The organism is Vibrio rubrogenes, from assembly GCF_059641415.1.
Map to the genome: position 1 here is coordinate 49,115 of NZ_JCARSY010000021.1, position 22,792 is coordinate 71,906.

At 45.1% G+C, this 22,792-nt stretch carries 33 protein-coding genes and 1 tRNA gene; 24 read left to right on the forward strand and 10 right to left on the reverse strand.

The annotated features are described in order from the left end of the window. Positions 1-43: 43 nt before the first annotated feature. From AC55NX_RS14470 to phoB, 3 genes are read right to left on the reverse strand one after another with little or no spacing between them, the layout of a single operon-like run. A complete protein-coding gene (locus AC55NX_RS14470; RefSeq protein WP_496996386.1) occupies positions 44-1,030 on the reverse strand; it encodes a PstS family phosphate ABC transporter substrate-binding protein in 987 nt (328 codons plus the stop codon). Then, on the reverse strand, positions 1,027-2,328 hold the full coding sequence (phoR, locus tag AC55NX_RS14475) for a phosphate regulon sensor histidine kinase PhoR (RefSeq protein WP_496996387.1): 1,302 nt from the start codon (positions 2,326-2,328) through the stop codon (positions 1,027-1,029). Before phoR ends, AC55NX_RS14470 begins: the two co-directional genes overlap by 4 nt. Positions 2,329-2,369: 41 nt before the next feature. Then, positions 2,370-3,059 (reverse strand): phosphate regulon transcriptional regulator PhoB, encoded by a 690-nt coding sequence (gene phoB / locus AC55NX_RS14480; RefSeq protein ID WP_059120065.1) that lies wholly within the window; start codon positions 3,057-3,059, stop codon positions 2,370-2,372. Between the two features lie 297 nt (positions 3,060-3,356). Here phoB and rdgC point away from each other — a divergent pair, with 297 nt between their 5' ends. From rdgC to AC55NX_RS14495, 3 genes are all read left to right on the forward strand, one after another. Further along, the gene (rdgC, locus tag AC55NX_RS14485) at positions 3,357-4,268 is read left to right on the forward strand and encodes a recombination-associated protein RdgC (RefSeq protein WP_496996388.1); all 912 of its coding nucleotides are present in this window, start codon (positions 3,357-3,359) and stop codon (positions 4,266-4,268) included. A gap of 247 nt (positions 4,269-4,515) precedes the next feature. After that, positions 4,516-5,916 (forward strand): prephenate-dependent tRNA uridine(34) hydroxylase TrhP, encoded by a 1,401-nt coding sequence (trhP, locus tag AC55NX_RS14490; RefSeq protein ID WP_496996389.1) that lies wholly within the window; start codon positions 4,516-4,518, stop codon positions 5,914-5,916. Between the two features lies 1 nt (position 5,917). Beyond that, the gene (locus AC55NX_RS14495; protein ID WP_496996390.1) at positions 5,918-6,172 is read left to right on the forward strand and encodes a YfhL family 4Fe-4S dicluster ferredoxin; all 255 of its coding nucleotides are present in this window, start codon (positions 5,918-5,920) and stop codon (positions 6,170-6,172) included. 116 nt (positions 6,173-6,288) lie between these two features. Here the strand turns inward: AC55NX_RS14495 and nfsA are convergent, their stop codons facing one another. Both nfsA and AC55NX_RS14505 read right to left on the reverse strand, forming a co-directional pair. Next, complete coding sequence (nfsA, locus tag AC55NX_RS14500) at positions 6,289-7,011, reverse strand: oxygen-insensitive NADPH nitroreductase (protein WP_496996391.1); 723 nt, start codon at positions 7,009-7,011, stop codon at positions 6,289-6,291. A gap of 25 nt (positions 7,012-7,036) precedes the next feature. Further along, positions 7,037-7,369: a DUF1904 domain-containing protein gene (locus tag AC55NX_RS14505; protein ID WP_059122617.1), complete on the reverse strand. Its 333-nt coding sequence runs from the start codon at positions 7,367-7,369 to the stop codon at positions 7,037-7,039. Between the two features lie 387 nt (positions 7,370-7,756). Between AC55NX_RS14505 and AC55NX_RS14510 the strand changes: the two genes are divergently transcribed. Next, complete coding sequence (locus tag AC55NX_RS14510) at positions 7,757-7,972, forward strand: hypothetical protein (RefSeq protein ID WP_496996392.1); 216 nt, start codon at positions 7,757-7,759, stop codon at positions 7,970-7,972. Positions 7,973-8,571: 599 nt separating this feature from the next. Here the strand turns inward: AC55NX_RS14510 and AC55NX_RS14515 are convergent. From AC55NX_RS14515 to AC55NX_RS14525, 3 genes are all read right to left on the reverse strand, one after another. Next, positions 8,572-9,465: a DUF6236 family protein gene (locus AC55NX_RS14515; RefSeq protein WP_496996393.1), complete on the reverse strand. Its 894-nt coding sequence runs from the start codon at positions 9,463-9,465 to the stop codon at positions 8,572-8,574. A gap of 198 nt (positions 9,466-9,663) precedes the next feature. Continuing rightward, the gene (locus tag AC55NX_RS14520; protein ID WP_496996394.1) at positions 9,664-10,617 is read right to left on the reverse strand and encodes a phage integrase; all 954 of its coding nucleotides are present in this window, start codon (positions 10,615-10,617) and stop codon (positions 9,664-9,666) included. After that, the gene (locus AC55NX_RS14525) at positions 10,614-11,267 is read right to left on the reverse strand and encodes an XRE family transcriptional regulator (protein ID WP_318584509.1); all 654 of its coding nucleotides are present in this window, start codon (positions 11,265-11,267) and stop codon (positions 10,614-10,616) included. The genes AC55NX_RS14520 and AC55NX_RS14525 overlap by 4 nt, the downstream gene beginning before the upstream one ends. 143 nt (positions 11,268-11,410) lie before the next feature. Between AC55NX_RS14525 and AC55NX_RS14530 the strand changes: the two genes are divergently transcribed. The 20 genes from AC55NX_RS14530 (at position 11,411) to AC55NX_RS14625 (ending at position 21,886) form a co-directional block, all read left to right on the forward strand. Beyond that, positions 11,411-11,638 carry a hypothetical protein gene (locus tag AC55NX_RS14530; RefSeq protein ID WP_021020732.1) on the forward strand — a complete coding sequence of 76 codons (228 nt, stop codon included), beginning with the start codon at positions 11,411-11,413 and terminating at the stop codon, positions 11,636-11,638. Continuing rightward, on the forward strand, positions 11,635-11,832 hold the full coding sequence (locus AC55NX_RS14535) for a hypothetical protein (protein ID WP_038182610.1): 198 nt from the start codon (positions 11,635-11,637) through the stop codon (positions 11,830-11,832). The genes AC55NX_RS14530 and AC55NX_RS14535 overlap by 4 nt, the downstream gene beginning before the upstream one ends. Then, positions 11,825-12,001: a hypothetical protein gene (locus AC55NX_RS14540; RefSeq protein ID WP_157371839.1), complete on the forward strand. Its 177-nt coding sequence runs from the start codon at positions 11,825-11,827 to the stop codon at positions 11,999-12,001. The genes AC55NX_RS14535 and AC55NX_RS14540 overlap by 8 nt, the downstream gene beginning before the upstream one ends. Positions 12,002-12,213: 212 nt before the next feature. Continuing rightward, complete coding sequence (locus tag AC55NX_RS14545) at positions 12,214-14,013, forward strand: replication endonuclease (protein WP_496996407.1); 1,800 nt, start codon at positions 12,214-12,216, stop codon at positions 14,011-14,013. A 2-nt stretch (positions 14,014-14,015) separates the two neighbouring features. Next, a complete protein-coding gene (locus AC55NX_RS14550; RefSeq protein ID WP_038182612.1) occupies positions 14,016-14,195 on the forward strand; it encodes a hypothetical protein in 180 nt (59 codons plus the stop codon). Then, positions 14,188-14,583, forward strand: a complete 396-nt coding sequence (locus AC55NX_RS14555; RefSeq protein WP_496996395.1) for a hypothetical protein — start codon at positions 14,188-14,190, stop codon at positions 14,581-14,583. The genes AC55NX_RS14550 and AC55NX_RS14555 overlap by 8 nt, the downstream gene beginning before the upstream one ends. Then, complete coding sequence (locus AC55NX_RS14560) at positions 14,583-15,065, forward strand: hypothetical protein (protein ID WP_496996396.1); 483 nt, start codon at positions 14,583-14,585, stop codon at positions 15,063-15,065. Before AC55NX_RS14555 ends, AC55NX_RS14560 begins: the two co-directional genes overlap by 1 nt. Continuing rightward, positions 15,052-15,711, forward strand: a complete 660-nt coding sequence (locus tag AC55NX_RS14565) for an ATP-binding protein (RefSeq protein ID WP_077337766.1) — start codon at positions 15,052-15,054, stop codon at positions 15,709-15,711. Before AC55NX_RS14560 ends, AC55NX_RS14565 begins: the two co-directional genes overlap by 14 nt. A gap of 244 nt (positions 15,712-15,955) precedes the next feature. Then, positions 15,956-16,762, forward strand: a complete 807-nt coding sequence (locus AC55NX_RS14570; RefSeq protein ID WP_077337765.1) for a major capsid protein P2 — start codon at positions 15,956-15,958, stop codon at positions 16,760-16,762. Positions 16,763-16,771: 9 nt separating this feature from the next. After that, the gene (locus tag AC55NX_RS14575) at positions 16,772-17,038 is read left to right on the forward strand and encodes a hypothetical protein (protein ID WP_496996397.1); all 267 of its coding nucleotides are present in this window, start codon (positions 16,772-16,774) and stop codon (positions 17,036-17,038) included. 9 nt (positions 17,039-17,047) lie between these two features. Further along, a complete protein-coding gene (locus tag AC55NX_RS14580) occupies positions 17,048-17,206 on the forward strand; it encodes a hypothetical protein (protein ID WP_496996398.1) in 159 nt (52 codons plus the stop codon). Next, the gene (locus tag AC55NX_RS14585) at positions 17,203-17,424 is read left to right on the forward strand and encodes a hypothetical protein (RefSeq protein WP_077337796.1); all 222 of its coding nucleotides are present in this window, start codon (positions 17,203-17,205) and stop codon (positions 17,422-17,424) included. The genes AC55NX_RS14580 and AC55NX_RS14585 overlap by 4 nt, the downstream gene beginning before the upstream one ends. After that, positions 17,421-17,834 (forward strand): hypothetical protein, encoded by a 414-nt coding sequence (locus tag AC55NX_RS14590; protein WP_077337795.1) that lies wholly within the window; start codon positions 17,421-17,423, stop codon positions 17,832-17,834. The genes AC55NX_RS14585 and AC55NX_RS14590 overlap by 4 nt, the downstream gene beginning before the upstream one ends. Then, positions 17,834-18,310 (forward strand): hypothetical protein, encoded by a 477-nt coding sequence (locus tag AC55NX_RS14595; protein ID WP_496996399.1) that lies wholly within the window; start codon positions 17,834-17,836, stop codon positions 18,308-18,310. Before AC55NX_RS14590 ends, AC55NX_RS14595 begins: the two co-directional genes overlap by 1 nt. Then, the gene (locus AC55NX_RS14600; RefSeq protein ID WP_157371838.1) at positions 18,307-18,921 is read left to right on the forward strand and encodes a hypothetical protein; all 615 of its coding nucleotides are present in this window, start codon (positions 18,307-18,309) and stop codon (positions 18,919-18,921) included. The genes AC55NX_RS14595 and AC55NX_RS14600 overlap by 4 nt, the downstream gene beginning before the upstream one ends. Then, positions 18,918-19,754 (forward strand): hypothetical protein, encoded by an 837-nt coding sequence (locus AC55NX_RS14605; protein ID WP_496996400.1) that lies wholly within the window; start codon positions 18,918-18,920, stop codon positions 19,752-19,754. The genes AC55NX_RS14600 and AC55NX_RS14605 overlap by 4 nt, the downstream gene beginning before the upstream one ends. 54 nt (positions 19,755-19,808) lie before the next feature. Further along, positions 19,809-20,219: a virion protein gene (locus AC55NX_RS14610; protein ID WP_496996408.1), complete on the forward strand. Its 411-nt coding sequence runs from the start codon at positions 19,809-19,811 to the stop codon at positions 20,217-20,219. 91 nt (positions 20,220-20,310) lie between these two features. Continuing rightward, on the forward strand, positions 20,311-20,532 hold the full coding sequence (locus AC55NX_RS14615; protein ID WP_496996401.1) for a hypothetical protein: 222 nt from the start codon (positions 20,311-20,313) through the stop codon (positions 20,530-20,532). Then, complete coding sequence (locus AC55NX_RS14620; RefSeq protein WP_162841947.1) at positions 20,532-20,684, forward strand: hypothetical protein; 153 nt, start codon at positions 20,532-20,534, stop codon at positions 20,682-20,684. The genes AC55NX_RS14615 and AC55NX_RS14620 overlap by 1 nt, the downstream gene beginning before the upstream one ends. 191 nt (positions 20,685-20,875) lie before the next feature. After that, positions 20,876-21,886, forward strand: coding sequence for a DUF3289 family protein (locus tag AC55NX_RS14625; RefSeq protein ID WP_496996402.1), 1,011 nt, complete (start codon positions 20,876-20,878; stop codon positions 21,884-21,886). Between the two features lie 313 nt (positions 21,887-22,199). Here the strand turns inward: AC55NX_RS14625 and AC55NX_RS14630 are convergent, their stop codons facing one another. Beyond that, a complete protein-coding gene (locus AC55NX_RS14630; RefSeq protein ID WP_496996403.1) occupies positions 22,200-22,367 on the reverse strand; it encodes a hypothetical protein in 168 nt (55 codons plus the stop codon). Positions 22,368-22,685: 318 nt separating this feature from the next. Beyond that, a tRNA-Trp gene (locus AC55NX_RS14635) sits at positions 22,686-22,762 on the reverse strand. Between the last annotated feature and the right edge of the window lie 30 nt (positions 22,763-22,792).

Here is a 22,792-nt window from a genome sequence, read left to right on the forward strand (position 1 = left end):
AGACGGTAACCATGCATGTTGCAGCGTCATCGCCTTTTGAACCTCAATTTAACCCGACTTTCGCCAACTCTTGTTTGGCAATTTTTGGCGAAACCGGGACATACCCGTCTTTGGCAACCAGCGCCTGCCCTTCCCGGGAAAAAATAAAGCGAATAAAGGCTTCCTCCACAGGTGACAGTGACCGTTCCGGACTCTTATTGATATAAATATAGAGATAGCGTGATAACGGATAGTCTCCGGATAAAATATTATCCCGGCTCGGAAAAATATAATCGCTTCCCTGACGGGATATCGGCACCAACCGAACCCCGGAAACCGAATAGCCAATGCCAGAATAGCCAATAGCATTCATCGACGATGCAACTGACTGAACCACAGAAGCCGAACCGGGCTGTTCATTGACTTTGGGGCTGAAATCACCACCACACAATGCGTGATTTTTAAAGTAGCCGTAAGTCCCTGATACAGAATTACGACCAAATAGCTGGATCGCCCGCAGCGCCCAACGTGCCTGTATGCCCAGCTGCGACCAACTTGTCAGACGCTGAGTCTCACCACATCGCAGTGTCGTTGAAAACATGGCATCGATCTGCTGGAAACTGAGCCCCTGAATCGGATTGTCCTGCTGAACGAAAATACCGATGGCATCAATTGCCACTCGTAAGGCTGTTGGTTTATAACCATATGTTTGTTCAAACGCTCCGACCTCACGGTGTCTCATCACACGGCTCATCGGCCCCAGTTGTGCCGTCCCTTGTATCAATGCCGGCGGTGCCGTCGAAGAGCCGGAAGCCTGAACTTGAATATTGATATTCGGATAATAAGCCTGAAAAGATTCCACCCACAAAGACATGACACCAGCCAGAGTATCGGATCCCACCGACAAGAGACTGCCGGAGACACCAATCTGTTTGTGATATGCAGGTAACGATTCAGGTGATGTAGTGTCAGGTAATGTAGCGGCTTGAAGCGACCAACCACTCCACCAACAGACCATAATACCCCATAGCCAGCGCTTGAACCGACTCATGGCTGCACAACCAGACGTTTGGGTAATACAAAAGAAAACCGACTGCCGACACCAACTTCACTGTGAATATCAAGATGTGAGTCATGGTGAGAGAGTGCATGTTTCACAATTGCCAGCCCAAGGCCACTGCCACCGGTATCGCGGGAACGCGCTTTATCGACCCGATAAAACCTTTCCGTCAGACGGTGTAAGTGCTGCGGTGCAATCCCTTCTCCTGAATCTTCAACTTCCAGACATGCGCCCTGATAACTGGCATACCAACGCACATGAATCTCTGCCTTGGGCGGCGTATATTTCACCGCATTATAAACAAGATTAGAGACCGCACTTCTGAGCTGATCTTCATCGCCCAACACTTTCAGGGTGGCGTCAACGTCAAAATGCAATTGATGTTGATTGTCGCCACTGAGGCTTATTGCTTCTTTCTCTAACACCTTGAGCATCGCGGGAATATCGACAATCTCATCCAACTCGTGCATCGGTGCGGCTTCAATCTTCGATAGAGTCAGTAACTGATTGACCAGACTATTCATCCGACTCAGCTGCTCGGTCATGACCTGATGCGCCTTCTCCCACATCGGCCCTCCCAGCATATCCGGATCTTCTGTCATCTCTAGATAGCCCTGTAAAACGGTCATTGGCGTCCGTAATTCATGAGAGACATTGGCAAAGAAGTTGCGCCGCATTCCTTCCAACTGCTTTAACTGGGTCACATCACGAACCACCAACAAGTGTTCACCTTTGGTGTAAGGAACAATACGCAACTCCAGCATGCGATCAACATTCAGCGGTGAGTGAATTTCCAGCGGTTCGGTAAAATCATTCTTTTCGAGATATTTAATAAAATCGGGAGCCCGCAAAAGATTGGATATCGGCTGACCTTCATCTTCCGGCCATCGAAATCCCAGCAGATTCTGAGCCAGACGGTTACACCAGACAATATTCCCTTCATCACGAAATACCACCACACCATCAGGCAACGATTCAGCGCCGTTGCGGAAACGGCGGATCAGATTGGTCAGCTCTTTGCGTTTTTTACGCTGATGTTGTTGCAGGTGGTAGATGCCATTAAACAGATACTCCCACTGTCCTTTGCCGGATGGCGGCCCTAAACGGCGCTCATCCCACAGCCAGGCAGAAAGACGGACTTGATTTCCCAGATGCCAGAGTAATTGAATGGCTGTTGCGATCAGCAGCAACCAAGGCATGTAGCCAAAGATCCAACCGACAAGCAACCAAGGACAGTAAAAAAAAGCCAGCCCCCAAGCCAGCCTTTTCCAAGTTAGACGTTCGACCATCTCACTCCTCTACGATTTTTCAACCAAATAACTAACATCAGTTATGCTTTCGTTGAAAAACGATATCCGGCACCACGGACCGTCTGAACCAATTTGTCGTGCTCAGCATCTTCCAGTGCTTTTCTCAAGCGACGAATATGAACATCTACAGTCCGGTCTTCGACATAAACATTCGTTCCCCAGACATTATTCAGTAACTGTTCACGGCTATAGACCCGCTCTTGATGTGTCATAAAGAAATGCAGTAACTTAAATTCTGTCGGCCCCATGTCCAACGCTTTATCATTAGCCGTCACCCGATGAGAAACCGGATCAAGTTTGAGCCCCTGCACATCAATCACATCTTCCAATGCTGTCGGGGTGACGCGGCGAATCACCGCTTTAAGCCGGGCAACCAACTCTTTCGGAGAAAACGGTTTGGTAATGTAATCATCAGCACCGACTTCAAGTCCCCGAACTTTATCTTCTTCTTCACCGCGAGCCGTCAACATCACGACCGGAATATTTCGGGTCAACTCTTCTCGTTTCATGTGCTTGATAAAATTAATGCCACTTCCTCCGGGAAGCATCCAATCAAGTAAAACAAGATCAGGAAAAGGTTCTGCGAGTTTGTTAATTGCGGTCTCATAATCTTCAGCTTCAACCGCCTGATAACCTTTTTGTTCAAGCACAAAGCACAACATTTCGCGAATGGGTGCTTCGTCCTCAACCACAAGAATCCTTCTGGACATATCCGATTAGCCTTTGTTTGTTTTTCTATCAACGCTCTGCATTATTAAAAATAATTATGACACTTTTGTGACCTTTGAAAACAAATTTTCACATAACCTTCGTCGCAAATTCACAGATAAGTGCTTTGCCACAACATCCTGCAATCATAAATATTTACCGGATCGCTCTGCATTTTCAGGTCGGGCTTCAACAACATTCAGGAAGTTAACCGGCTCCAGAGATTGCAAATCGGCTGAGACATTTATCGGCTTTTAGCCTATGATATTCGCCCTTGATTATGGGACAAGAGAGACTTTATGTGGTTTAAAAACTGTATGGTTTATCGTGTAAACCGCGATATCCGCTTCAATGCCGAACAACTGGAAAAACAACTTCATGAATTCCGCTTTACACCATGCGGCAGTCAGGATAAACAGAAATTCGGCTGGACGAGTGTGATGGGAAAAGATGGTGATATGCTGACCCACGTTTCTGAAGACCGCATCCTTGTGTGTGCCAGAAAAGAAGAAAAGCTCTTGCCGGCATCTGTGATTCAAGATTCTCTTGCGAGTAAAGTAGAAACGCTTGAAGCGGAAGAAGGCCGCCCCATCAAAAAGAAAGAAAAAGATACGCTCAAAGAAGATATTATCATTGATCTCCTCCCACGTGCGTTTAGCAAAAGCCAATATACCTATTTGCTTATCATGCCTTCACTGGGGTTAATAGTGGTCGATGCGGGAAGTTATAAAAAAGCAGAAGAGGTGATCGCCTTACTGCGTAAAACCATGGGCAGCCTGCCTGTGATTCCGGCAATTCCACAAAATGCTGTCGAAACCACGCTCACCGAATGGGTTCAGAGCGGACAATTACCGGCCGGTTTTCAACTGCAAGATGAAGCCGAGCTAAAATCCTTGCTGGAAGATGGTGCCGTCGTACGCTGTAAGAAACAGGACCTGACCAGTGACGAAATTATGAGTCACATCACTGCCAACAAAGTGGTGACCAAGCTGGCACTCAGCTGGCAAGAACGAATCACGTTCGTACTGGCCGACGATGCAAGCCTGAAAAGAGTCCAATACAGCGATGACTTGAAAGATCATAACGAAGATATTCCCCGCGAAGATCGTGCCGCTCGCTTCGATGCGGATTTCTCATTGATGTGCGGTGAACTCAGTGCTTTTCTGCCGAATCTGTTTGAAGCATTAGGTGGCTTGCCTGAAGCCGAGTAACGCTGATTCGATTCACACTTCATGATTGAAAAGCCAGAAGTCGAGGGAACCAACTTCTGGCTTTGATTTTTCCGACACAATCCACACGGCCATTTCACCATTTTCAATCACCTCGCGTTCCTCGGAATTTACCGCGAAATCCCTGAAACAAAGCTAGGATCACAACCTGTTTTGACGTAAAATTCGCCCCCTCCGATACCATCAGGTGGTATCGGCCTGACTTGTGATCAGATTTGGAATAGAAGCAATGACAACAGAAAAAACATTCGTACCAGAACTCCTTTCCCCGGCTGGCAGCCTCAAGAATATGCGCTACGCGTTTGCATATGGTGCCGATGCGGTCTATGCAGGGCAACCACGATACAGTCTGCGGGTTCGTAACAATGAATTTAATCATGAAAACCTGAAAATCGGCATCGATGAAGCCCATGCTCAGGGCAAGCAGTTTTATGTGGTGTGTAATATTCAGCCGCATAACTCAAAGCTGAAGACATTTATCCGCGACTTGAAACCCGTCATCGATATGGGGCCGGACGCGCTGATTATGTCTGACCCGGGCCTGATCATGATGGTTCGGGAAGCCTTTCCTGAAATGCCAATCCACTTATCGGTTCAGGCAAATGCCGTCAACTGGGCAACCGTTAAGTTCTGGTCAATGCACGGTGTCACCCGGGTGATTCTCTCCCGCGAACTTTCTCTGGAAGAGATCGAAGAAATCCGGGAAAAATGTCCGGATACTGAGATCGAGATCTTTGTTCACGGCGCACTTTGTATGGCCTATTCCGGCCGTTGCCTCCTGTCCGGATACATCAACAAACGCGATCCGAATCAGGGAACATGTACCAATGCTTGCCGTTGGGAATACAAAGTCGAAAAAGGCACAGAAAACGAAGCCGGTCAGATCGTCGAGCAATTTGATCCCAATGCACCGCAAGCAATAGAAGTGCATAGTGAACGCCCTGAGACCACCATCGGTGCGGGCAAACCGACTGACGATGTGGTGTTACTGTCTGAGAGCCACCGCCCGGATGAGAAAATGGCGGCTTTTGAAGATGAGCACGGCACCTATATCATGAACTCAAAAGATCTGCGGGCCGTCCAGCATGTTGAGCGCCTCACCAAAATGGGCGTTCATTCCCTGAAGATCGAGGGCCGGACAAAGTCATTCTATTATTGTGCCCGGACCGCGCAGGTGTATCGTAAAGCGATCGATGACGCTGTCGCAGGCAAGCCTTTTGATGAGACACTCATGGGGACACTGGAAAGTCTGGCACACCGGGGCTATACCGAAGGTTTCTTGCGTCGCCATACGCATGATGCTTACCAGAATTATGACTATGGATATTCAGTATCGGATAGTCAGCAGTTTGTTGGTGAGTTTACCGATAAACGTCGTGGCGATTTGGTCGAGGTTGAGGTGAAAAACAAGTTCTGTCTGGGTGATAGTCTGGAACTGATGACACCACAAGGGAATGTTGTGTTCACGCTCGAAGCGATGGAAAACCGTAAAGGTGAAACCATTGATGACGCGAAAGGAAATGGTCATTTCGTCTATATTCCTGTACCTGAAGACGTCAAACTCGATTATGCATTACTGATGCGCAATCTGAACGTTGGTCAGGATACCCGTAACCCGACAGGCAAGTAATATGGCACTTTTGATCACCAGTAAATGTACCAATTGCGATATGTGCGAACCTGAGTGTCCGAATCATGCAATTTCATTTGGTGAACATCTTTATGAAATCAATCCGGATCTGTGTACCGAGTGTAAGGGCCATTATGATCAGCCGACTTGTCAGTCGGTTTGTCCGATCAGCAATTGCATCATCACCGATCCGAATCATATTGAAACAGAAGATGAACTGCTGGAAAAATTTGTCATTATTCAAGGGCTGACCTGATAATCCAGTCCACTATCTTGGTGTGAAATGACAGCCATATCAGCTTGTTCACGAAAAAGCCCAATTTTAAAATTGGGCTTTTTTATTGTTTGTCCTGTCCTAAGATAGGTTGACCGCTATTTTTTTGCTAATCCCTTACTGTTCAGGTAATCCCGAATATAAGGTCGTTGCTCTTTACTGAGTTTGGTTGTGACTTGATCGGACCATGCTTGCTGCTTCGTATTGGATGAACGCTGCTGATAATACTTTTCCATCTGCTGGTCATATTCAGTAATCATCGCCAGATCTAGTGGCTGATAGCTGTTCTCATGCACAATCACTTCGGGACTCAAACGTGGTTTCAGTTCCGGATCCTGAGCCGGATATCCCAAACACATACCAAACAAAATTGCGGTATATTGTGGTAACCCCAGCAATTCATCGACTTCTTTCGGTGCATTGCGCAATCCACCAATATAAACACCACCCAAGCCCATCGATTCTGCTGCCAGTAAGCAGTTCTGCGCCATAATCCCGGCATCAATCGCACCAATCAAGGTGAGCTCAGTATGTTCTAACTGAACATCTGGATTCAGCGAAGCATGACGTTGATAATCGATGCAAAACACTAAAAATTCTGCCGCACTTGCCACATAAGGTTGGTTACCCGCAAGTTCAGCTAAGACTCGCCGCTTCTCCTGATCCGTAACTCGAATGATAGAGACGGTTTGTAACAAACTTGAAGACGACGCAGCAATCCCAGAAGCAATAATGGTATCCATCTGCTCTGTTGTCAGCGGTCTCTCTTCAAAGGAACGAATCGAGCGATGTCCCCGAATCGTTTCAATAACTGGATTCATTTTAAACTTGTCTCCATTGTATCAATCAATAATGTTGAGCATTATCATAATAATCTTTCTGGGAGAGTGCAGTAAAAATCACAGCGACATCCACTTCTTCTCCTATCACCCCTCGAACCTGTCGCGTAATAATTTGCGCGACCCGATCTTGAGTCTCTTGGCCTCGATCAAACCACAAGACTTCAACAAACGGATAAGCTGGAGCAACCTCACCCTCTTGGAAAAAAGTGGTGTAGATGTATTCGAATGTAAAATCTTCACGGGGAGCATTCATCGGGGACTGTAGCTCATCCACCAATGTTTTAGAAAGGTGTTGAACGGTTTGCGGTTCCACCGCACGAAATCGAAAATGGGGCATACTGACTTCCTCTTTTTCAGGAGATGATATCATTTTTCCCCAAAGCTGTTGAGAGCATGAGGGATATTTAACTGTCAGTGCTCTCCCAAATGAACATGATTTCCCTGCTTAGATGGTGTATCGGAGCGACTGAGAGATGAATTGAAGCAATGACCGAACGCTTTCAATGATTATATCGGTACAACGATTGAGCGAGAGATTCAGTTGGCCACTCAATGATTAAGCATGTAGCAACTCAATATATAATAAAAATTATGGGTTTCTTTTCACATAATTCCCCAACAGTCTGCACCTGAGATAAAAAGACACCTTGAAAAATTCCACGATAGCTCTATATCTAGTAATACAATATTGCATAGCATATTAATTGATATAGGTATTATTTATATGAAAGATCACAATCATGTTAATTTCAGTGAAGAGCATGAGATGAATTATCATCTAGAATTGGTTAATAAATCAAAGTCAAAAGAAAATAGAAATTATTTAAGAGAAAATACTCAGTGGAGAGCAAAGAAAGAGCTAGATAAAACTGTTCTTACTCATGATGAGTTTAAGCCTTATGTGGAAGCAGATAAAAAGCATCTAAATGATCCAGTTTAATTTGGTAGCCTCCTTTTTTATTCAGGATTCCCTCCTGCTTATAACATGTAATCATATTATTGACATAGCCCGACACTGCTCTTAACTCATATAAATTATCGATAAGATAGGCGTATTGTATGAGGCTATTCTGGAGTAACAGAATTCTTCGTGACACATTGTTTGTGTCGATTAGTGCTATTTAAGACACAAAAAACCCGCTCATTGAGCGGGTTTCGTTTTGCATAAATATGCAATTTGTAATGGCAGGGGTGGAGGGATTCGAACCCCCAACACGCGGATTTGGAAAACCCTTTACCTTATTATAAAATCAATAAGTTATAAAAAGGGGAAATTGCATATTGGGCGTATATGGGCTTATGTGGATCCGCTGATTCCGTAGTATCCAAGACTACTATATAATTAAGTAGTTCTCGACTAGTGAGTCAAATCGAATAAACATGTAGTAACTATTCAATAATTCTAATAAAAAAGCCCTCCATTTTGAGGGCTAGGCATACGAGAAAATTCAGTAATAAATATCACACAATGGTACTGGTTGCACATTAAATAATATGATGTCCAAATTATAAAAACACCTGATAATGACCAATCTCACACTAGACCTTTATAATGCCAATCTTAGATGCATTGGATAAATACATTAGAGGGTTATTAGTTGGCTCTTTTAAAGATTGATTTCGACCTAATGAAACCTCGACCCCTGATATAAAACCAGCAAGAGCGCCTACCGCAGTTACAAGAGTGAAAGAATAATTGGTAAACGTGTCTATACCAAGCGCAGGTAAAACTTCACTACTTAAGCTACCTAATCCTGTCATCGTCACAAGATCTTTACCAGACAGTTTATACTTAACATCAATATCGAACTTATGGAAAAACTTGAATCTTTCTTTAGTAACCTTATCTAGATTATTAATAGATTCTTCAAATTGAGAAACAACAGATTTCCCCTCAAGCATTTGATCTGGTGCATTTAAAATCTGCTTGTACATTTCGTCAATATTATGGTGTAAATTACCTAGTTCATCACGGCGATATTCTTTAAACTCAAGTATTTCATTGATATTTACAGACTCATCAGGAACAGGGAGTATATTTGTCAACCTGAAGCGAATATTGTCTTTTAACTCTGATAGCTCTGTAGGTAAATATAACTGGTCAGAATCAGATTGATGAATAACCCAATCAACTTTTGGATCTTTATTAAACATCTTAGCTAGATCAGCTTGCTGTTTTAGCATTGCATCTGCGATATTTCTTTCAGAAAGCAGACCATTATGGAACTGCATATCATATTTTAAAACCCTACCTGCAGATATTAGATCTTCTTGATCAGGTATTGAAAATGATAATATGTTATTGCTAGGTACAATCATCTTGTCCCAATACAGCATATAATATCTAACCATTTTTGAAGTCATAGAACTAAATGACACTCCTACAGTGTCATACCGAATATTAACCGGTAATGCTATAACACCTCTTTCCATAACATATCCTTAAAAAATAACAGTTAATATAATATATTCACTCTTAGATATTGATTGCTTATCCTATCCACAGACCAACCGTTTATATTAATCCAGTTAAATATATAACAACATTAGTTCAAACTGGAATAACTGGAATAACTGGAATAACTGGAAATAGTAATCATTATATAAATATTATAGGCTCAATATCTCTATTCACTGGTGCTTATTCAATGGATTCAACTCCACCGCATCACTTAAATGACTTGGTGCAAGGTGTGAATAACGCATTGTTGTGGTGATCTCGCTATGGCCGAGAATATCTTTCAGTACAACAATATTTCCCCCTTGCATCACAAAGTGACTTGCAAAAGTATGGCGTAATACATGGGACATTTGCCCTTTGGGGAGCTGAATCTGTGCTCTTGCAATCGCTTTACGAAATGCACTCAAACTATGTAAAAATAGTTTCTCATCACCAACTTTACCTAGATTTTTCAACTCATTAAATAAAATTTCATTGATCGGGACTGTGCGGTTCTTACCGGATTTAGTATTCAGAAAGGTAATTTTCCCTCCGGCCACCTGTGACGCTTTCAGGCTTTCGGCCTCACTCCAACGGGCACCGGTTGCAAGACAAACCTTAACCACATAGATCAGGGATTGATTGCTGGATAGCTGACAGGCATGTAACAGGGTTGCGATTTCATCATGACTGAGAAAACGAAGCTCCCCTTCTCTCTCTTTGAACTGGCGGATATGTTGGACGGGGTTGTCATAATCGATCACCCCGAGGCGCTTAAGCTCGTTAAACATCGCCCGTAGATAGGCATGTTCTCGGTTAGCGGTGGTTGTACTGACTTCCTGCGTTCGTTGCTCACGGTACTTGGCAAAATGTTCGTTTGTCAGGTCGGAAGCAATCGGATTACCGAGCCGTTCAGACATTCGATACAGTAACTTTCTCAATCGGATATGGTCACGGAGCGTCTTACCGTGCAGCCGATACCAGATGCTGACCATTTCATTCAGTCGTCGGGTATCCCGATTCGGGTGTAACTCTTCATCACGCAGTGTCAGGGTGATTTCATGGTTTTTAGCGTCCCTTTCCCGAGCAAAAAAACGGTTTGGATCATGGGTGGTAAAAAAACCCCATTCGCTCGACTCAATCATGCCGCTTGTCTGACCCTCTGCAACACACGGACAACCTGACCGATGATTTGAAAATCCCCTTTAAAATCTTTGCCCAGCTCAATGTTTTTGTACCGTTCGTTATCACTCGAAATCAGATATTTCCCTTCCGCATAGTCATACTGTACCCGTTTGACTAAGACATTATTGTCAATCCGAATTACACAAAGCCCGTCGCGTACTTCCTCATGGCGAACCAGTATCAAATCCCCATCATAAAGACTGGGTTCCATACTATCCCCCATCACTGGAACAATGGAGAGCTTTCTACCATGCAGCCCCTGCTGACGTAGCCAGTCAGCGCTGAAACGAAATTCAGCAACAGGATTTTCATGCTCAACCAAAGCACCATTACCGGCACTGACGCGTAAATCATACTGATAAACAGTGACCATATTTTCATCTGGGATTTCACCAGACGCCAACCATTCTACAGACTTTCCAGAAGCCTGAGATATCGCAAACAAACGATCAAGGGTTGGATAGCTTTTACTGTTCAGATAAGAGGACAAAGCTGAATTAGAAATGCCGCTTTTTTCTTCAAATCCCCTTAAAGATGATCCACCCATTGCTTCTTTGAGTCTATTCGCAAAGTCTCTTAATTTTATTTCTTCTTTTTTTATCAATGACATAAACCTATTCCAAAACAAAGTTCGTCCTATTTTCAGGACAAAACATTGACTCGCCCTGAAAAAAATAATAAATTTAGTCACGCCCTGATTTTAGGACAAAACTATATACAACCGATTACGCCCGATATTAGGAGGTTTGATCCATGTCTGCAAGCGTTCAGACAATCAATAAATTCTGTGAAGAAACCGGAATGAGTCGTACCAAAGTCAAAGAGCTAATCAATGACTGTATCATTCCCACCATTCCACAGGAGCAATCAGGCGGATTGGTATTGATCAACAAACTTGAGTTTGACCGAAGGATTGCAGCAAATCAGATCATGCTGCCCATCCCGCCAAGAAAAAGAAAACTGTTGGATAGTGAAGCATGAAACACGAAATAAAATACCGCAATAGCATGACGGGCGGCATTGTCTGTCAAGTCGGCAACATCAGTATCTTTATAGATGAAATCAAACGAATAAACGGGGGGGAATGGCTCGCGCTGCATTCTTTTCACGGTGACATTATCGGTATGGCAGAAGGCCAGCAAGCGGATGATATCGAGGCGCAATTCAATGGATGATGTGAGTTATACCCTACCCAAGGGGCACAACTCCGATTATCTGGCACCTTATCACAAACCCTGTCCTGACATGGTCACCGGTGCCGCGATGACGGAGCAGCAACGTAAACGAAACCTTTTCTTAATCCAGAAACTCCGCGAGAAACACGGTTTAACGCCACAAAAATAATGAAATATACCGCTTCTTTTATTGGTCATCATATCAATCGCACTTTGCGTAAAAAACACCTGATTGACGTTTATCAGGTGCGCCCCGATTCGCCTTATCTCTCGGCCGCGCTTCGGCTGGCGGAGGCAAAAGGCGATCAGCACAATGCAGCCGAAAAAGACGCAGCAAAGCGGGATACCTTCGAAAATGGCACCCCATTTTCACGCCACTTTATGCCCCGTCTGCCGAAAATCGTGCAGGAAGATATTCAGCATCAGATTTTCAGGCGACGTAAACGGGCAAACCCAACCCGTAAGAATATCGAATTAGCGGTCAATGATGCCGTCCGGCATGGCCTGAAATTCGCCCCGCTGATTGAGAAAAAGTTTCCTTTTGTCGATGCCCGTAAAAATGCACCGGCACCCCCTGTCACACTCGGTCATCAAACGGTATCGCTCGATCATGACACCCTGATGAGTGATGAGCAGATTGAGCGCCTTGCATGGAATCTTACCCATGAATTCACCGCAATCATGGGCAGTGAGTCTATTGATGAAGCAACAGAACACGGATACCTTGACGCATTACAAACGGCATTTTCAGTAATCCGTGATAAGCTGTTTCAGCTCCATATCAAGCCGCCACAAATCCGCAAACATCACGACAATATCCGAGAAGCCGAGCGTGAATTAGAGCGGGCGATCCGTCGTTGTCTCGATGTCGGTTATCTGGCGCGTAAATTCCGGTTTTTACGCACCCAATATATCGAATTTTCACAAATCGCCCTTGATCGGGTCGGAGCCAGTCAGGGACAACGCAAATATATTTCCCGTCGTTCGTTTGCCCGCTGGCGTCAGAAACAGGGCGAAGCTAAACGGTTTATTGAATCAATGGCAGTTTTCGACCCAGAGACCGGCACCGCCTTTGATTTGGCGGAAGTTGTTCAACGTACCACTGCCAATCAGGAAAACCGTCGCGTTGAATTAGTCGTCCGCTCCCGTGGTGATGAAGAGCGCGCGATTGATTTAGGTTATGAAGGCGTATTCATTACATGGACACTGCCGTCCAAGTATCACCGCAATTCCAGTAAATGGAACGGCTGCACCCCCAAAGAAGCCCATCAGAACATCATGGAGCAATGGAAACGCGCCCGTGCCCTGTTCAAGAAACATGAGATTGACTGGTTCGGCCTGAGAGTAGCCGAGCCACACAAAGACGGCACACCTCACGCGCATCTGTTCTTATACGTGCATCCCAGCCAGAAGGCTGATTTTGTCCGTATCTGTGAATCCATTGCCTGTGAAGAAGACAAGGACGAGTTAATCAGTGGTGGCCTGTTTCACAAGTCCCACCGGATTAAAATTGAATACAGCGATCCGGCCAAAGGCACCGCAACCGGCTACATCATCAAATACATTTCGAAAAACATTAACGGCTCACACATGCCGGAAAATGATGCCGAAGAGTCGGCATTCTCTGCCCGTGCGTGGGCTTCAACCCACCGGATCAAACAGTTTTCACAGTCCGGCTCTCCTGCCGTGGGTTTGTGGCGGCAATTGCGACGGGCAAGCGCGGTCGATACCGCCTTTGATGAAGAGTTGGAAACCTTGCGTGACCATGCCGATCAATCCCGCTGGAAAGGATTTTGTGAGTTGGGCGCAAAAGCCAAGCTTGCTTATGAAGAAAACTTCAACAAATACGGGGATACCGTCAAACGGGTCATTGGTGTGAACTGGCTCGGAAAAATCATTCAAACCTGCGCCACCCGTTACAGTCTCGTGAAAAAGAAGGACGTCCAGCGTTTGCAAGAAGCGCGGCGCGCTTCCCCTTGGAGCACTGAAAATAAGTGTAACCCTTCCTCAGAAAAGGAGATTTCAACGCTTGAAAAAGCACTCATTGACGCCACCGGATGGAGTGTCAAAGGCGTTCAGTGTCTGATTGCCCCGTTGATGCGCGGGGCAAAGATAGCCATTGATCGTTATGTCTCCCTGAAACTCAGCAATCACCGATTAATCACCCTTACAGACAGGTAAACATGAGCAAACTACAAACGAAAACAACCCAATTACTGGAAGAAATGGACACCGAAGCACAAGCCTATAAGCCCCCGTTAGGATTTGGCTTTATCAAGCCGTGGCTGACCAAAACCATTTGGTTATTGAAAGCATTCAATCACCGACTCACAACACTTGAAGGAGAGATAAAGCATGACTGAATCTGACGATATTCTCGGGTATGTGGTTTGTCATACCTGCCAAAATCCCAAAGCCATTAAGCAAGGCAAAGGGAAACGCTCGGCCTTTGTTCACGGTCGCTGTGATTGTGGTCCCGATACCCGAACCGGCAAAGCAGCCCAAGCAGAAATGAAAGCCTTTCAGCCCCTTGAAACGGTTCAGGCTCAGATTGACGAAATGAGCCAACCGGAGCGGCAACCGGAATCATTGCCAATCCAGACGGAAAAACAGACGGAAAGTAACCCCAATCCAGAGCCAAAACCAGAAACACAATCAAAGCCAATGACGACCCTCGCCTGTATGGGATTAGGGGGTGCTTTAGGCGTGGTGTTCGGTGGTCTGATTAAAGCAATCAAGGTGGTCTCTTAATGGAAAATCTGACGGAATATTCAGAAAACGAAATACCAAATGATGACGGTCTGGAAACCCATTCAAAAGCGGATGAAGATGCATTACTGAATGAAATCACCGAGCAGGATTTTAACCCTGATGAAGCTGTTGCCAAAACCGATCCCAAAGAAGCGGCAGCACTGGCAGCAGGCGAAGCAACTTCAATGGCTGTCATCGGTGTCACTGAAGAAGTGATCCGGCAGTTCGTACACAAAGATTTCATGTTTGATGAAGCGCAGGTCAAAGGGGTGGCAGGGGCTGCGGCTCCGCTGTTCGTCAAATACGGGGGTGAGCTTCCGCCTTGGCTTGTCCAGTACAAAGAAGAGCTGACCTTTGTCATGGCTGCGGGGGCGCTCGGCTTTTCATCGTATCATCAGGTGAAAGCGCTGAAAGCCCTTGACCGAGCGAAAGAAATCCAAGCGGCCAAAGAAGACGGAGCGCCAGACCATGCAGCCGATTAACCCCAATAATGCGCTGCACAATGGTCATGTCTATGCGGTCGGGATGAGTGGCAGCGGTAAGACCTCAGCCGCAAAGAAACTCTTTATCCGTGCAACCGATCAAGTCGCTATCTTTGATCCGGTTGGCGACTATACCGGCACGCTGGCCGGTCGTGTCGTTCGGGGGTATGACAATATCAAAGACTTTGCCACCGCCATGATTGCAGGGCGTAAAACACGGCAAGGGTTTAAAATTGCCTATCAACCCAAGCATGAAACCACCGTCAAAGACTTTGACCGCTTTTGTCGGGTGGTTTGGGGCTGTGGCAACGGCAAACATCCAAAGCCGCTAAAAATCATCTGTGAAGAGGTTGCAGAGCATAGCGAGAATGCGGGGAAAGCCACCGGTTATCATGGCAAAATTTTGCGGCTGGGTCGCAAGTTCAATCTGCATTCGATCAACCTGTTTCAACGGGGTCAGGAAGTGTCGAAAACCATTATTGATAACTGTCAGCGCGCCTGTGTGATGATGCAGAAGACCCATACCAGTGCGCAATATTTAGAAAAAATGACCGGCATATCAGCCGATGAAATCGACCGGTTAAACCCGCTTGAGTACCTGCTTCAGGATGGAAAAGCCTACCAGAAAGGGGCGATCCGATGGTGAAATGCGACTCAAATCACATTTATTCTAAACCGGATTCACAATCGGGTTAGGAATCGATTGTGAATCGTGTGCTTTGATACAGACCGCCTAATGTTGGGCGGTTTTTTATTGGAGCAAAAATGAAGTTATCCGCAAAGAATATCGCTGTGGTCGGCCTGATTGCCGCAGTGGTTGCCGCTGGCGTGGTCTGGGCGTCAAATAATGTTGATTCTGTTGAAGACGCGATCGGTTAAGGGGAGAGCGTATGAATTCAGTGATGCGACTTAATTCATTTACGGGCGTTGCCTACGGGGAAAAAGCCTCAATGGTTATCCCGACCGGCCCCGTTTATGAAGAAATCTTTCTTGAAACCAACCTGTCACCAGAGCAGATCAAACGGGTTTCGATTACTTTAAACGGTGATGAAATCATTGTCCTTGACGGAAAGTTAATGAAATCCCTTGAAGCCTACAAAGGGATGCCGTCGATTGATGGTTTTTATCATATTCCGCTGGCTGACATTACCGCCAAGACTAAAAACGGGATGCGTTACACCGCCCTTGTGACTGAGGCCGGAGACAATATTATCCTTGAAGTAGAAATTGCACCGGATGCCAGCGGCAGCGCGCCGGGCGTCGTGCTCAAAGGTCATGCGACGGTCTCCCCTGCACAAGGGGTGCGTATTGTTGTACCGCAAATCAAAAAGCAAACCATGCAAGCGACATCGACAGAGAATGAGTTTCTTGATTTGGTCTCCAGCCCGCTGTTGCTGGTTCGTCGGATGCATTTCTTGTCAGAAACTGTGAACTCACTCGAAATTCACCGCGATTATATCAAAGTGTATGACACAACCCGCGCAGTTGAGACGATGCGCGCCAAACGCAATCGTCGATTCTGGCAATCAGGGATGTATCACTTTGACCCGATTATGCGCGGTTATTTCATTGATGAACTGTTCCAGACAGCGCACACCAATGAGCTGAAATTCACGGTGAAAACCGACAGTGCTGTCGGCTCGATCCCGATCATTGTTGAGTCCGTCAAGATTGTTCGTCCTGACCTGATCAAGTAAGGGGCAATCATGGCGTTCTTAGATGATTTAAGTAATTTTGGCTCCGGCTTGCTCGATAGTGTCGGGGAAGGCTTCGACAACCTTGTCGGAGCCGCAACCAGTGATAACAGTTCGGTCAACGCCAACACGCAACCACAGGCAACCCATCAGGCCGATGATAACGGCAACAAAGTCACACCGGCATCACAAGGCAATGACAAGACCCTCCTGTATATCGGGGGCGGTCTGGGTGCCTTACTCCTGATTGGGATTGTGGTCATGGCGGCTAAAAAATAGGGGGTATCAATGCCATTACCATTGATTTATCTGATCCCCCTTGCGACAGGGGCGTTAGGGTTCGGGGGCGGCTTCTGGGCTGGCTCCAGTGTGGGGAAATTAGTCAAACTGTCAGCGATTGGGGGCGGATGCTATCTCGCTTACCGGCTGGTTAAGGAGATGAAATGATCCCAACTCTCACAGGCGGACTGACCAACTCCGGCACCATGCCGATTAATGCGGGCGGTGGTGCTGCCGGTGATGCAACAGCAACCGCCAGAAATAGAATCGGGGGTATCACCAACGGAGCGATTAATTTTAGCGGCAGTGCGGGACAGCGTTTAATGCAAAACCTGCCGATGCTCCTTGTGATTGCTGCGATTACGTTTGTGGTGGTGAAGAAATGAAATTGACGCTTATCCGCCCGAATCGGGCTGACATCAAAGCACAATTGGCGTTGCTTCGTCCGGCTTTCAATCGTGTTCCGGATGCCAAATATGAGTATGCGTTTTGCTGTGATTCGGTCGCCTGTAAACGCGCCAGCTTTTACCAGTTAAAAGGGAAAGGGGTTGCGGTGCGCTTCGTCGGTTATGTGACCGAGCATAACGAATATCTGATTCTGGCGCTGACCGGCAAGGGACTCAAACAAGCGGCACCCGTCATCATTGATGCGGTTCGCTCTCAGGGGTATCAATGCGTGAAATATCACACGGTGCGTCAGGGCATGACACGGATCTTAAAACGATTTGGTTTTGTTATCACTGAAACTCATGGTGATGAATCAGTCTTGTGTCTGCAATTTACAGGGGGTGATTAATGGGCGGTGGCGGAAAGTCAAGCAGCAGTAACACAACCAATACAACTACCGTCAGCGGCACCAATGCGGTACAGGGCGATAATCTCGGGGTGCTTCTGAGTGGTATTCAGGGCAGTGTCGGTAATATTACCGTCACCGATCAAGGGGCGGTCAATGCAGCAAAAGAGACCGCCAAACAAGCCCTTGAGACCAGTGCAGACACCACCAAAGAGGCTTTATCTTTCGGCAAAGACTCGCTGAAAGAAGCGCTTTTATTTGGTGAAAAGTCCCTGTCAGCCAATAAAAGCGCCATTGATGCAATCAAGACAGTTGCAAATCAGGCCAGTGAAAACACACGCTCCGCCCTTGCCGTTGCAGATGCCGCCAAACAGCGTGAGCAAACCGGACTGGATAACAGTAGTTACCTGACCAAGTTTGCAATCGCGGCCTGTGCGGTCGGTGGCGTTCTGGGTGTGATTGCACTAAGGGGAAAATGATGATTTTACAACCCAATACTGAAACCCCGATCTCTGTCGGGGGACGGGGAAAATATTTGATTGTCCGGTCAACGACGGCACCGGTTTTTATTTCTGCCGACGGTCTGAAACCGCAGCGGCTTGAATCCGGAGACAGGATTCAGGTCACTGAGTTTGAAAATATGTTTCTGACGCATCATTCACCCGACACCGTGAATTTTGACTATCAGATTTCAGACTTAGAGCACAAACCGGCCTCCACGTCGGGGCTGGTTGTTCAGCGGATCATTGAGCCGTTGAAATTTAATGCAAAGGTCACGGTCACTGACGGGCAAAAAGTAGAACTGATTTCCCCATCGGCCATGACCACTCAGCCAGATATTGAAATTGCTGCCGGCGAAAAAGCCAGACTGACCACGGGCGGGTATCGTCAACTGACAATTCAGGTCATCAGTGATGAAGTCACAACATTACGTATTGGTGACTTCAATGTGTCCAGCAATCGCGGCCTGATGGTGATGGGAAGCAGCAATGCAGTTGGTTCTGTCTCATTGGATTTTTCAGGGGAGCTGTACGCCTATAACGCCAGTGCCACCCATGCACGCCTGACCGTTACCGGAGTGAAATCATGAATATTATTAATCCTGTATTCAATCAACCTCAAAACGGTATTGATGACATTATCGGTCTGAGTGAAAAGCTCACCACGCTGTCGGACAAAGATAAGCAGCTTGTCATGGATATTCTGAGCCTGAAAAATTCAGACCAGACCCTAGCAGAAAAAACACAGGCTCTAACCGCAAAAGATGCAGCGCTGGAAAGCATGATTGCAGATCTGGCAAGTTTCAGTCAGCTCCTTTGTGTCAAAAACATTCTGATCAATCCAAATTTTCAGGAAAAACAACGGAATTTCAACGGCCAGTGGTCAACGCTTGAAACGGGTCAATATGGTTATGATTGCTGGTGTAAAACGGAAAACGGAATTGCTCAGATGGTTGAAAGCGGACAATACAAGCCGGATACCATTTACACGCTATCCGGTGAGAACGTCACAACAGTACAACTGACCAGCCCGTCATCGGGGCACTGGCGGATTGATGTCCCGAGTGATGCCCGAAAAGTTGTTCTCAATGAGGGAGAGCGACCGCTTCCCTATCAGGAGCCAGACAGAGCACTCAACCGTTTTCGGTGCTGGGAACGTTATTATTTTGCTGCCCGTAGTCTCACTATTCCAGTGACAGACATCAATGGATACAAACAGGGATATGCGACCGTTATTTTTCCCGTAAAAATGCGAGCAGAACCGAAGGGTCAATATGATGGTTACGCGAATTTTCAATCACCGCCAATTATTGATGTATCTCCAAGGTACCAGTCAGCCCTTATTTTTGGCACGCCAACCGAAAGAGGAATCAACCACACGGTCGGCAATCTCAGGTTTGATGCGGAAATCCCCCTAGGGTGAGGACTCGGGATGAAAGTAGTTTTTCTATTAACAGCTATCGGAGGGATCACATATATGCTTTACCGCTCAACGCTACCGCGTGGCGTTCGTAACAATAACCCGCTCAACATTCGAGACTCTTCGAATGACTGGGAAGGAAAATCGGCACTCAACCGTGATAAAGAATTCGAGGAATTCAAACATCCGGTCTATGGCTTTCGAGCTGGCGCACGGATACTCAGAAGTTACAGCCGCCAAGGATATAAAACACTCAGTCAAATGATTTATCGGTTCGCGCCAGACAATGAAAATGACACCGCACTCTATGTGCAGCAAGTCAGCCAATGGACGGGAATTTCTCCAAATCAGACAATTGATGTCAATGATAACGACCAACTCGCCCGCCTACTTTATGCAATGAGCCGTAAAGAGGTCGGCAATTACTACGGCCTGAGCATGGCACAACAAGGGGTTGCAATGGCATGACAAAGCAAGACATGAAGCGGATCGCCCTGTCAGTTGCCGGTGCAATTCTGGCAGCGTACACCATCAAATACTTAAAGAAGAGTAAATTACTATGAGTAACTTTTTCAAAGATAAACTAGGCATTGATATCCGCCAAGCCTCAACAAAAAAGGGATTCGCGCTGATTGGTGCAGGGGTTTCACTGGCTGTAGGTCATCCTGAATTGTTAACCGCCAGTATCACACCGGACGGGGTTCACTATGGTGGTTTAATTGGTACCGCTGCCCCTGTATTCATTGGTATCTGGGAAACACTGAGGGATGAATTTAAGTAATGGGAGAATATCAGACTTTGATCATTGCGGCTGTCAGTGCATTATCCAGCGGAATAGGCGTCGGTGTTACACTAAAAACAGATGTGAAGTGGCTCCGCCTGATGATGGAAAAATTGGATGTTCGTATTACTCAGTTAGAACAGAATAAATAATCAATATAAATCTCTTCAGTCGTTTTATATTGAAGAGATTTATATGATAAAAACATCATTTAAATTAATGTTTTTTTGATTAAATATCTCATAAAAAGGAATTCAAATTTTACTTCCTTCTTCTTCTGATCTCATCACCTTAATATAACGGCCTAAATTTAATTATATTCGTATTAGTTGAGTAAATTAGAATGTCAAGTAGAGGCCCTCAACCTTATGGAGTAAATGGCTCTCGTTATGGCGCTATCGACCATAAAGCTATTAAAGAAAGAGAAAAAAGAAAGCTAGAACTTCTACAACAAAGATCACAAGCGCACAATGATACGTTAGAAAGAATAGAAAAAAATACAAAAAGTAGTAAACAAAAAGACTGGCTTCCCGTTTCTGGCTCATTTCCTCGATTAATCTATGAAACAGAAAATAAAATGGATACCTTCTATAACCCGAAAGATCCTGATGCACCATGCCCTAATGATATGAAATATGGTGAACAACAAAGAAAAACTATTGAATCTTATGGTGTTTTCCTACCATTTAAAGACAAAACTAGATATTCACCGTCAAGAGGCTATGATATTGTTGTAGAAGATCAATTTACTTTACCTGCTAAGGAACATTTTAAGAGAATGAGAAACCTCGGTAAAGGAGCGATCAGCTTTTCTATGTTAGGAGAAACTAAAAACCTATTTTCTAAAATGGTAGATAAATTTGAGCGTAATGAAGGTGGCTATTATATGCATCCATTATTAGATGATGCAATGAAAAAACATGAAACAACAACAACCTTCCATAAATCATTAAAAGAATGCCTAGGGGAAAATATTAAAAATGGAGAACTATCACGAGATATTTTAAATATATCTAGTAGTTATATGAAAACTTCTGGTAAAGGGGCTCCACTTCCTCAATTTCAAACAAAATCTCTAGATGTTATCAAAGGAACAGTTTTAACTGTTCATGGTATATGGGCAATGAAAGTATATGCGGAAAAAATGGAATATAAAGGAAATCAAGTTAGAGGGGTTTTCAAGTATGATATACAAGACCATTTCGGATTAAATTCTAAAGATATAGACCATAAAATTAGCTCAGGAGAAATGCCTTTTGAATGGCTAGAGGGATTTCGTTCATGGTACTTATTACAACATTATATAGGGTATGGTTACCAACCGTTTATAACAAAGATAGGCTTTAAACTATGAGAAAAGTTATAATAAACATATTAATTTCATTCCCTCTTTTTTGGTTCATATACATATGGTGTATTTCGTTTTTCAACATGAATATTAATGTTGATTTCATCCCTGAACTAGTTTGGTTTTTATTATTTTTTATAGGTACTCCATTAATGTGGGTACTCGGTTCTATATATACTTTCTATAAAAAATTGTGGTATTGGTTTGGCATGTACATGTTGCTTGGTGGCATTCCTGTTGCAACTTATTTTATTTTATCCGTTGATCACTCTTATTTTTAATATAAAAAGCTCCCAGTTTTGAGAGCTTTTAATAGATTCTATCTCTGTGGATTTTCCTGCTCATCAAATGTGATCAGATTATTGAGATAAACCAACACTTCTCTCACTTCATGTAAATCATCTTGCTTAGCGTAAGCAATTAAATCGATAAGATGTAAACGGGCGGTATGGGCTAAGTCGAGTCTTTCTGGTTTTGCATTCTGCATTCAATTCAACCTACGAGTATATAATTAAATACACCACCTGAAGGTTCTATGCTAAGGGTGGTGAGCTGAATAAGGTTAGAACCCCGCCTACTCGAAAACGGCGCGCATAAAGCGCCCTCATCCAGCTCACCATAATATGACATGGCAAAACTGTACATGAACCTTAACTAGTTCATATATCAAGTAGAAAACAGGGTTCTACGCCTGTGGTTTAAAAAATACTCACCACACAGATCTGTGTCAACCCTGTTACCACTCAAGATACAAAAAACCCGCTCAATGAGCGGGTTTCGTTTTGCATAATTATGCAATTTGTAATGGCAGGGGTGGAGGGATTCGAACCCCCAACACGCGGATTTGGAATCCGCTGCTCTGCCAATTGGAGCTACACCCCTGTAGTCGCTAAAAAGCGAAATATAGAAATT

Coding starts and splice junctions, on each gene's coding strand:
- AC55NX_RS14510 (WP_496996392.1), top strand. CDS start 7,757: ATGAAAGATCACAATCATGTTAATTTCAGTGAAGAGCATGAGATGAAT.
- AC55NX_RS14575 (WP_496996397.1), top strand. CDS start 16,772: ATGGCGTTCTTAGATGATTTAAGTAATTTTGGCTCCGGCTTGCTCGAT.
- AC55NX_RS14590 (WP_077337795.1), top strand. CDS start 17,421: ATGAAATTGACGCTTATCCGCCCGAATCGGGCTGACATCAAAGCACAA.
- AC55NX_RS14530 (WP_021020732.1), top strand. CDS start 11,411: ATGTCTGCAAGCGTTCAGACAATCAATAAATTCTGTGAAGAAACCGGA.
- AC55NX_RS14505 (WP_059122617.1), bottom strand. CDS start 7,369: ATGCCCCATTTTCGATTTCGTGCGGTGGAACCGCAAACCGTTCAACAC.
- AC55NX_RS14620 (WP_162841947.1), top strand. CDS start 20,532: ATGGGAGAATATCAGACTTTGATCATTGCGGCTGTCAGTGCATTATCC.
- AC55NX_RS14470 (WP_496996386.1), bottom strand. CDS start 1,030: ATGAGTCGGTTCAAGCGCTGGCTATGGGGTATTATGGTCTGTTGGTGG.
- AC55NX_RS14565 (WP_077337766.1), top strand. CDS start 15,052: ATGCAGCCGATTAACCCCAATAATGCGCTGCACAATGGTCATGTCTAT.
- phoR (WP_496996387.1), bottom strand. CDS start 2,328: ATGGTCGAACGTCTAACTTGGAAAAGGCTGGCTTGGGGGCTGGCTTTT.
- AC55NX_RS14555 (WP_496996395.1), top strand. CDS start 14,188: ATGACTGAATCTGACGATATTCTCGGGTATGTGGTTTGTCATACCTGC.
- AC55NX_RS14580 (WP_496996398.1), top strand. CDS start 17,048: ATGCCATTACCATTGATTTATCTGATCCCCCTTGCGACAGGGGCGTTA.
- AC55NX_RS14515 (WP_496996393.1), bottom strand. CDS start 9,465: ATGGAAAGAGGTGTTATAGCATTACCGGTTAATATTCGGTATGACACT.
- AC55NX_RS14625 (WP_496996402.1), top strand. CDS start 20,876: ATGTCAAGTAGAGGCCCTCAACCTTATGGAGTAAATGGCTCTCGTTAT.
- AC55NX_RS14605 (WP_496996400.1), top strand. CDS start 18,918: ATGAATATTATTAATCCTGTATTCAATCAACCTCAAAACGGTATTGAT.
- phoB (WP_059120065.1), bottom strand. CDS start 3,059: ATGTCCAGAAGGATTCTTGTGGTTGAGGACGAAGCACCCATTCGCGAA.
- AC55NX_RS14540 (WP_157371839.1), top strand. CDS start 11,825: ATGGATGATGTGAGTTATACCCTACCCAAGGGGCACAACTCCGATTAT.
- AC55NX_RS14610 (WP_496996408.1), top strand. CDS start 19,809: ATGCTTTACCGCTCAACGCTACCGCGTGGCGTTCGTAACAATAACCCG.
- AC55NX_RS14615 (WP_496996401.1), top strand. CDS start 20,311: ATGAGTAACTTTTTCAAAGATAAACTAGGCATTGATATCCGCCAAGCC.
- nfsA (WP_496996391.1), bottom strand. CDS start 7,011: ATGAATCCAGTTATTGAAACGATTCGGGGACATCGCTCGATTCGTTCC.
- AC55NX_RS14570 (WP_077337765.1), top strand. CDS start 15,956: ATGAATTCAGTGATGCGACTTAATTCATTTACGGGCGTTGCCTACGGG.
- rdgC (WP_496996388.1), top strand. CDS start 3,357: ATGTGGTTTAAAAACTGTATGGTTTATCGTGTAAACCGCGATATCCGC.
- AC55NX_RS14550 (WP_038182612.1), top strand. CDS start 14,016: ATGAGCAAACTACAAACGAAAACAACCCAATTACTGGAAGAAATGGAC.
- AC55NX_RS14585 (WP_077337796.1), top strand. CDS start 17,203: ATGATCCCAACTCTCACAGGCGGACTGACCAACTCCGGCACCATGCCG.
- AC55NX_RS14600 (WP_157371838.1), top strand. CDS start 18,307: ATGATGATTTTACAACCCAATACTGAAACCCCGATCTCTGTCGGGGGA.
- AC55NX_RS14630 (WP_496996403.1), bottom strand. CDS start 22,367: ATGCAGAATGCAAAACCAGAAAGACTCGACTTAGCCCATACCGCCCGT.
- AC55NX_RS14560 (WP_496996396.1), top strand. CDS start 14,583: ATGGAAAATCTGACGGAATATTCAGAAAACGAAATACCAAATGATGAC.
- AC55NX_RS14595 (WP_496996399.1), top strand. CDS start 17,834: ATGGGCGGTGGCGGAAAGTCAAGCAGCAGTAACACAACCAATACAACT.
- AC55NX_RS14525 (WP_318584509.1), bottom strand. CDS start 11,267: ATGTCATTGATAAAAAAAGAAGAAATAAAATTAAGAGACTTTGCGAAT.
- AC55NX_RS14495 (WP_496996390.1), top strand. CDS start 5,918: ATGGCACTTTTGATCACCAGTAAATGTACCAATTGCGATATGTGCGAA.
- AC55NX_RS14545 (WP_496996407.1), top strand. CDS start 12,214: ATGCCCCGTCTGCCGAAAATCGTGCAGGAAGATATTCAGCATCAGATT.
- AC55NX_RS14520 (WP_496996394.1), bottom strand. CDS start 10,617: ATGATTGAGTCGAGCGAATGGGGTTTTTTTACCACCCATGATCCAAAC.
- trhP (WP_496996389.1), top strand. CDS start 4,516: ATGACAACAGAAAAAACATTCGTACCAGAACTCCTTTCCCCGGCTGGC.
- AC55NX_RS14535 (WP_038182610.1), top strand. CDS start 11,635: ATGAAACACGAAATAAAATACCGCAATAGCATGACGGGCGGCATTGTC.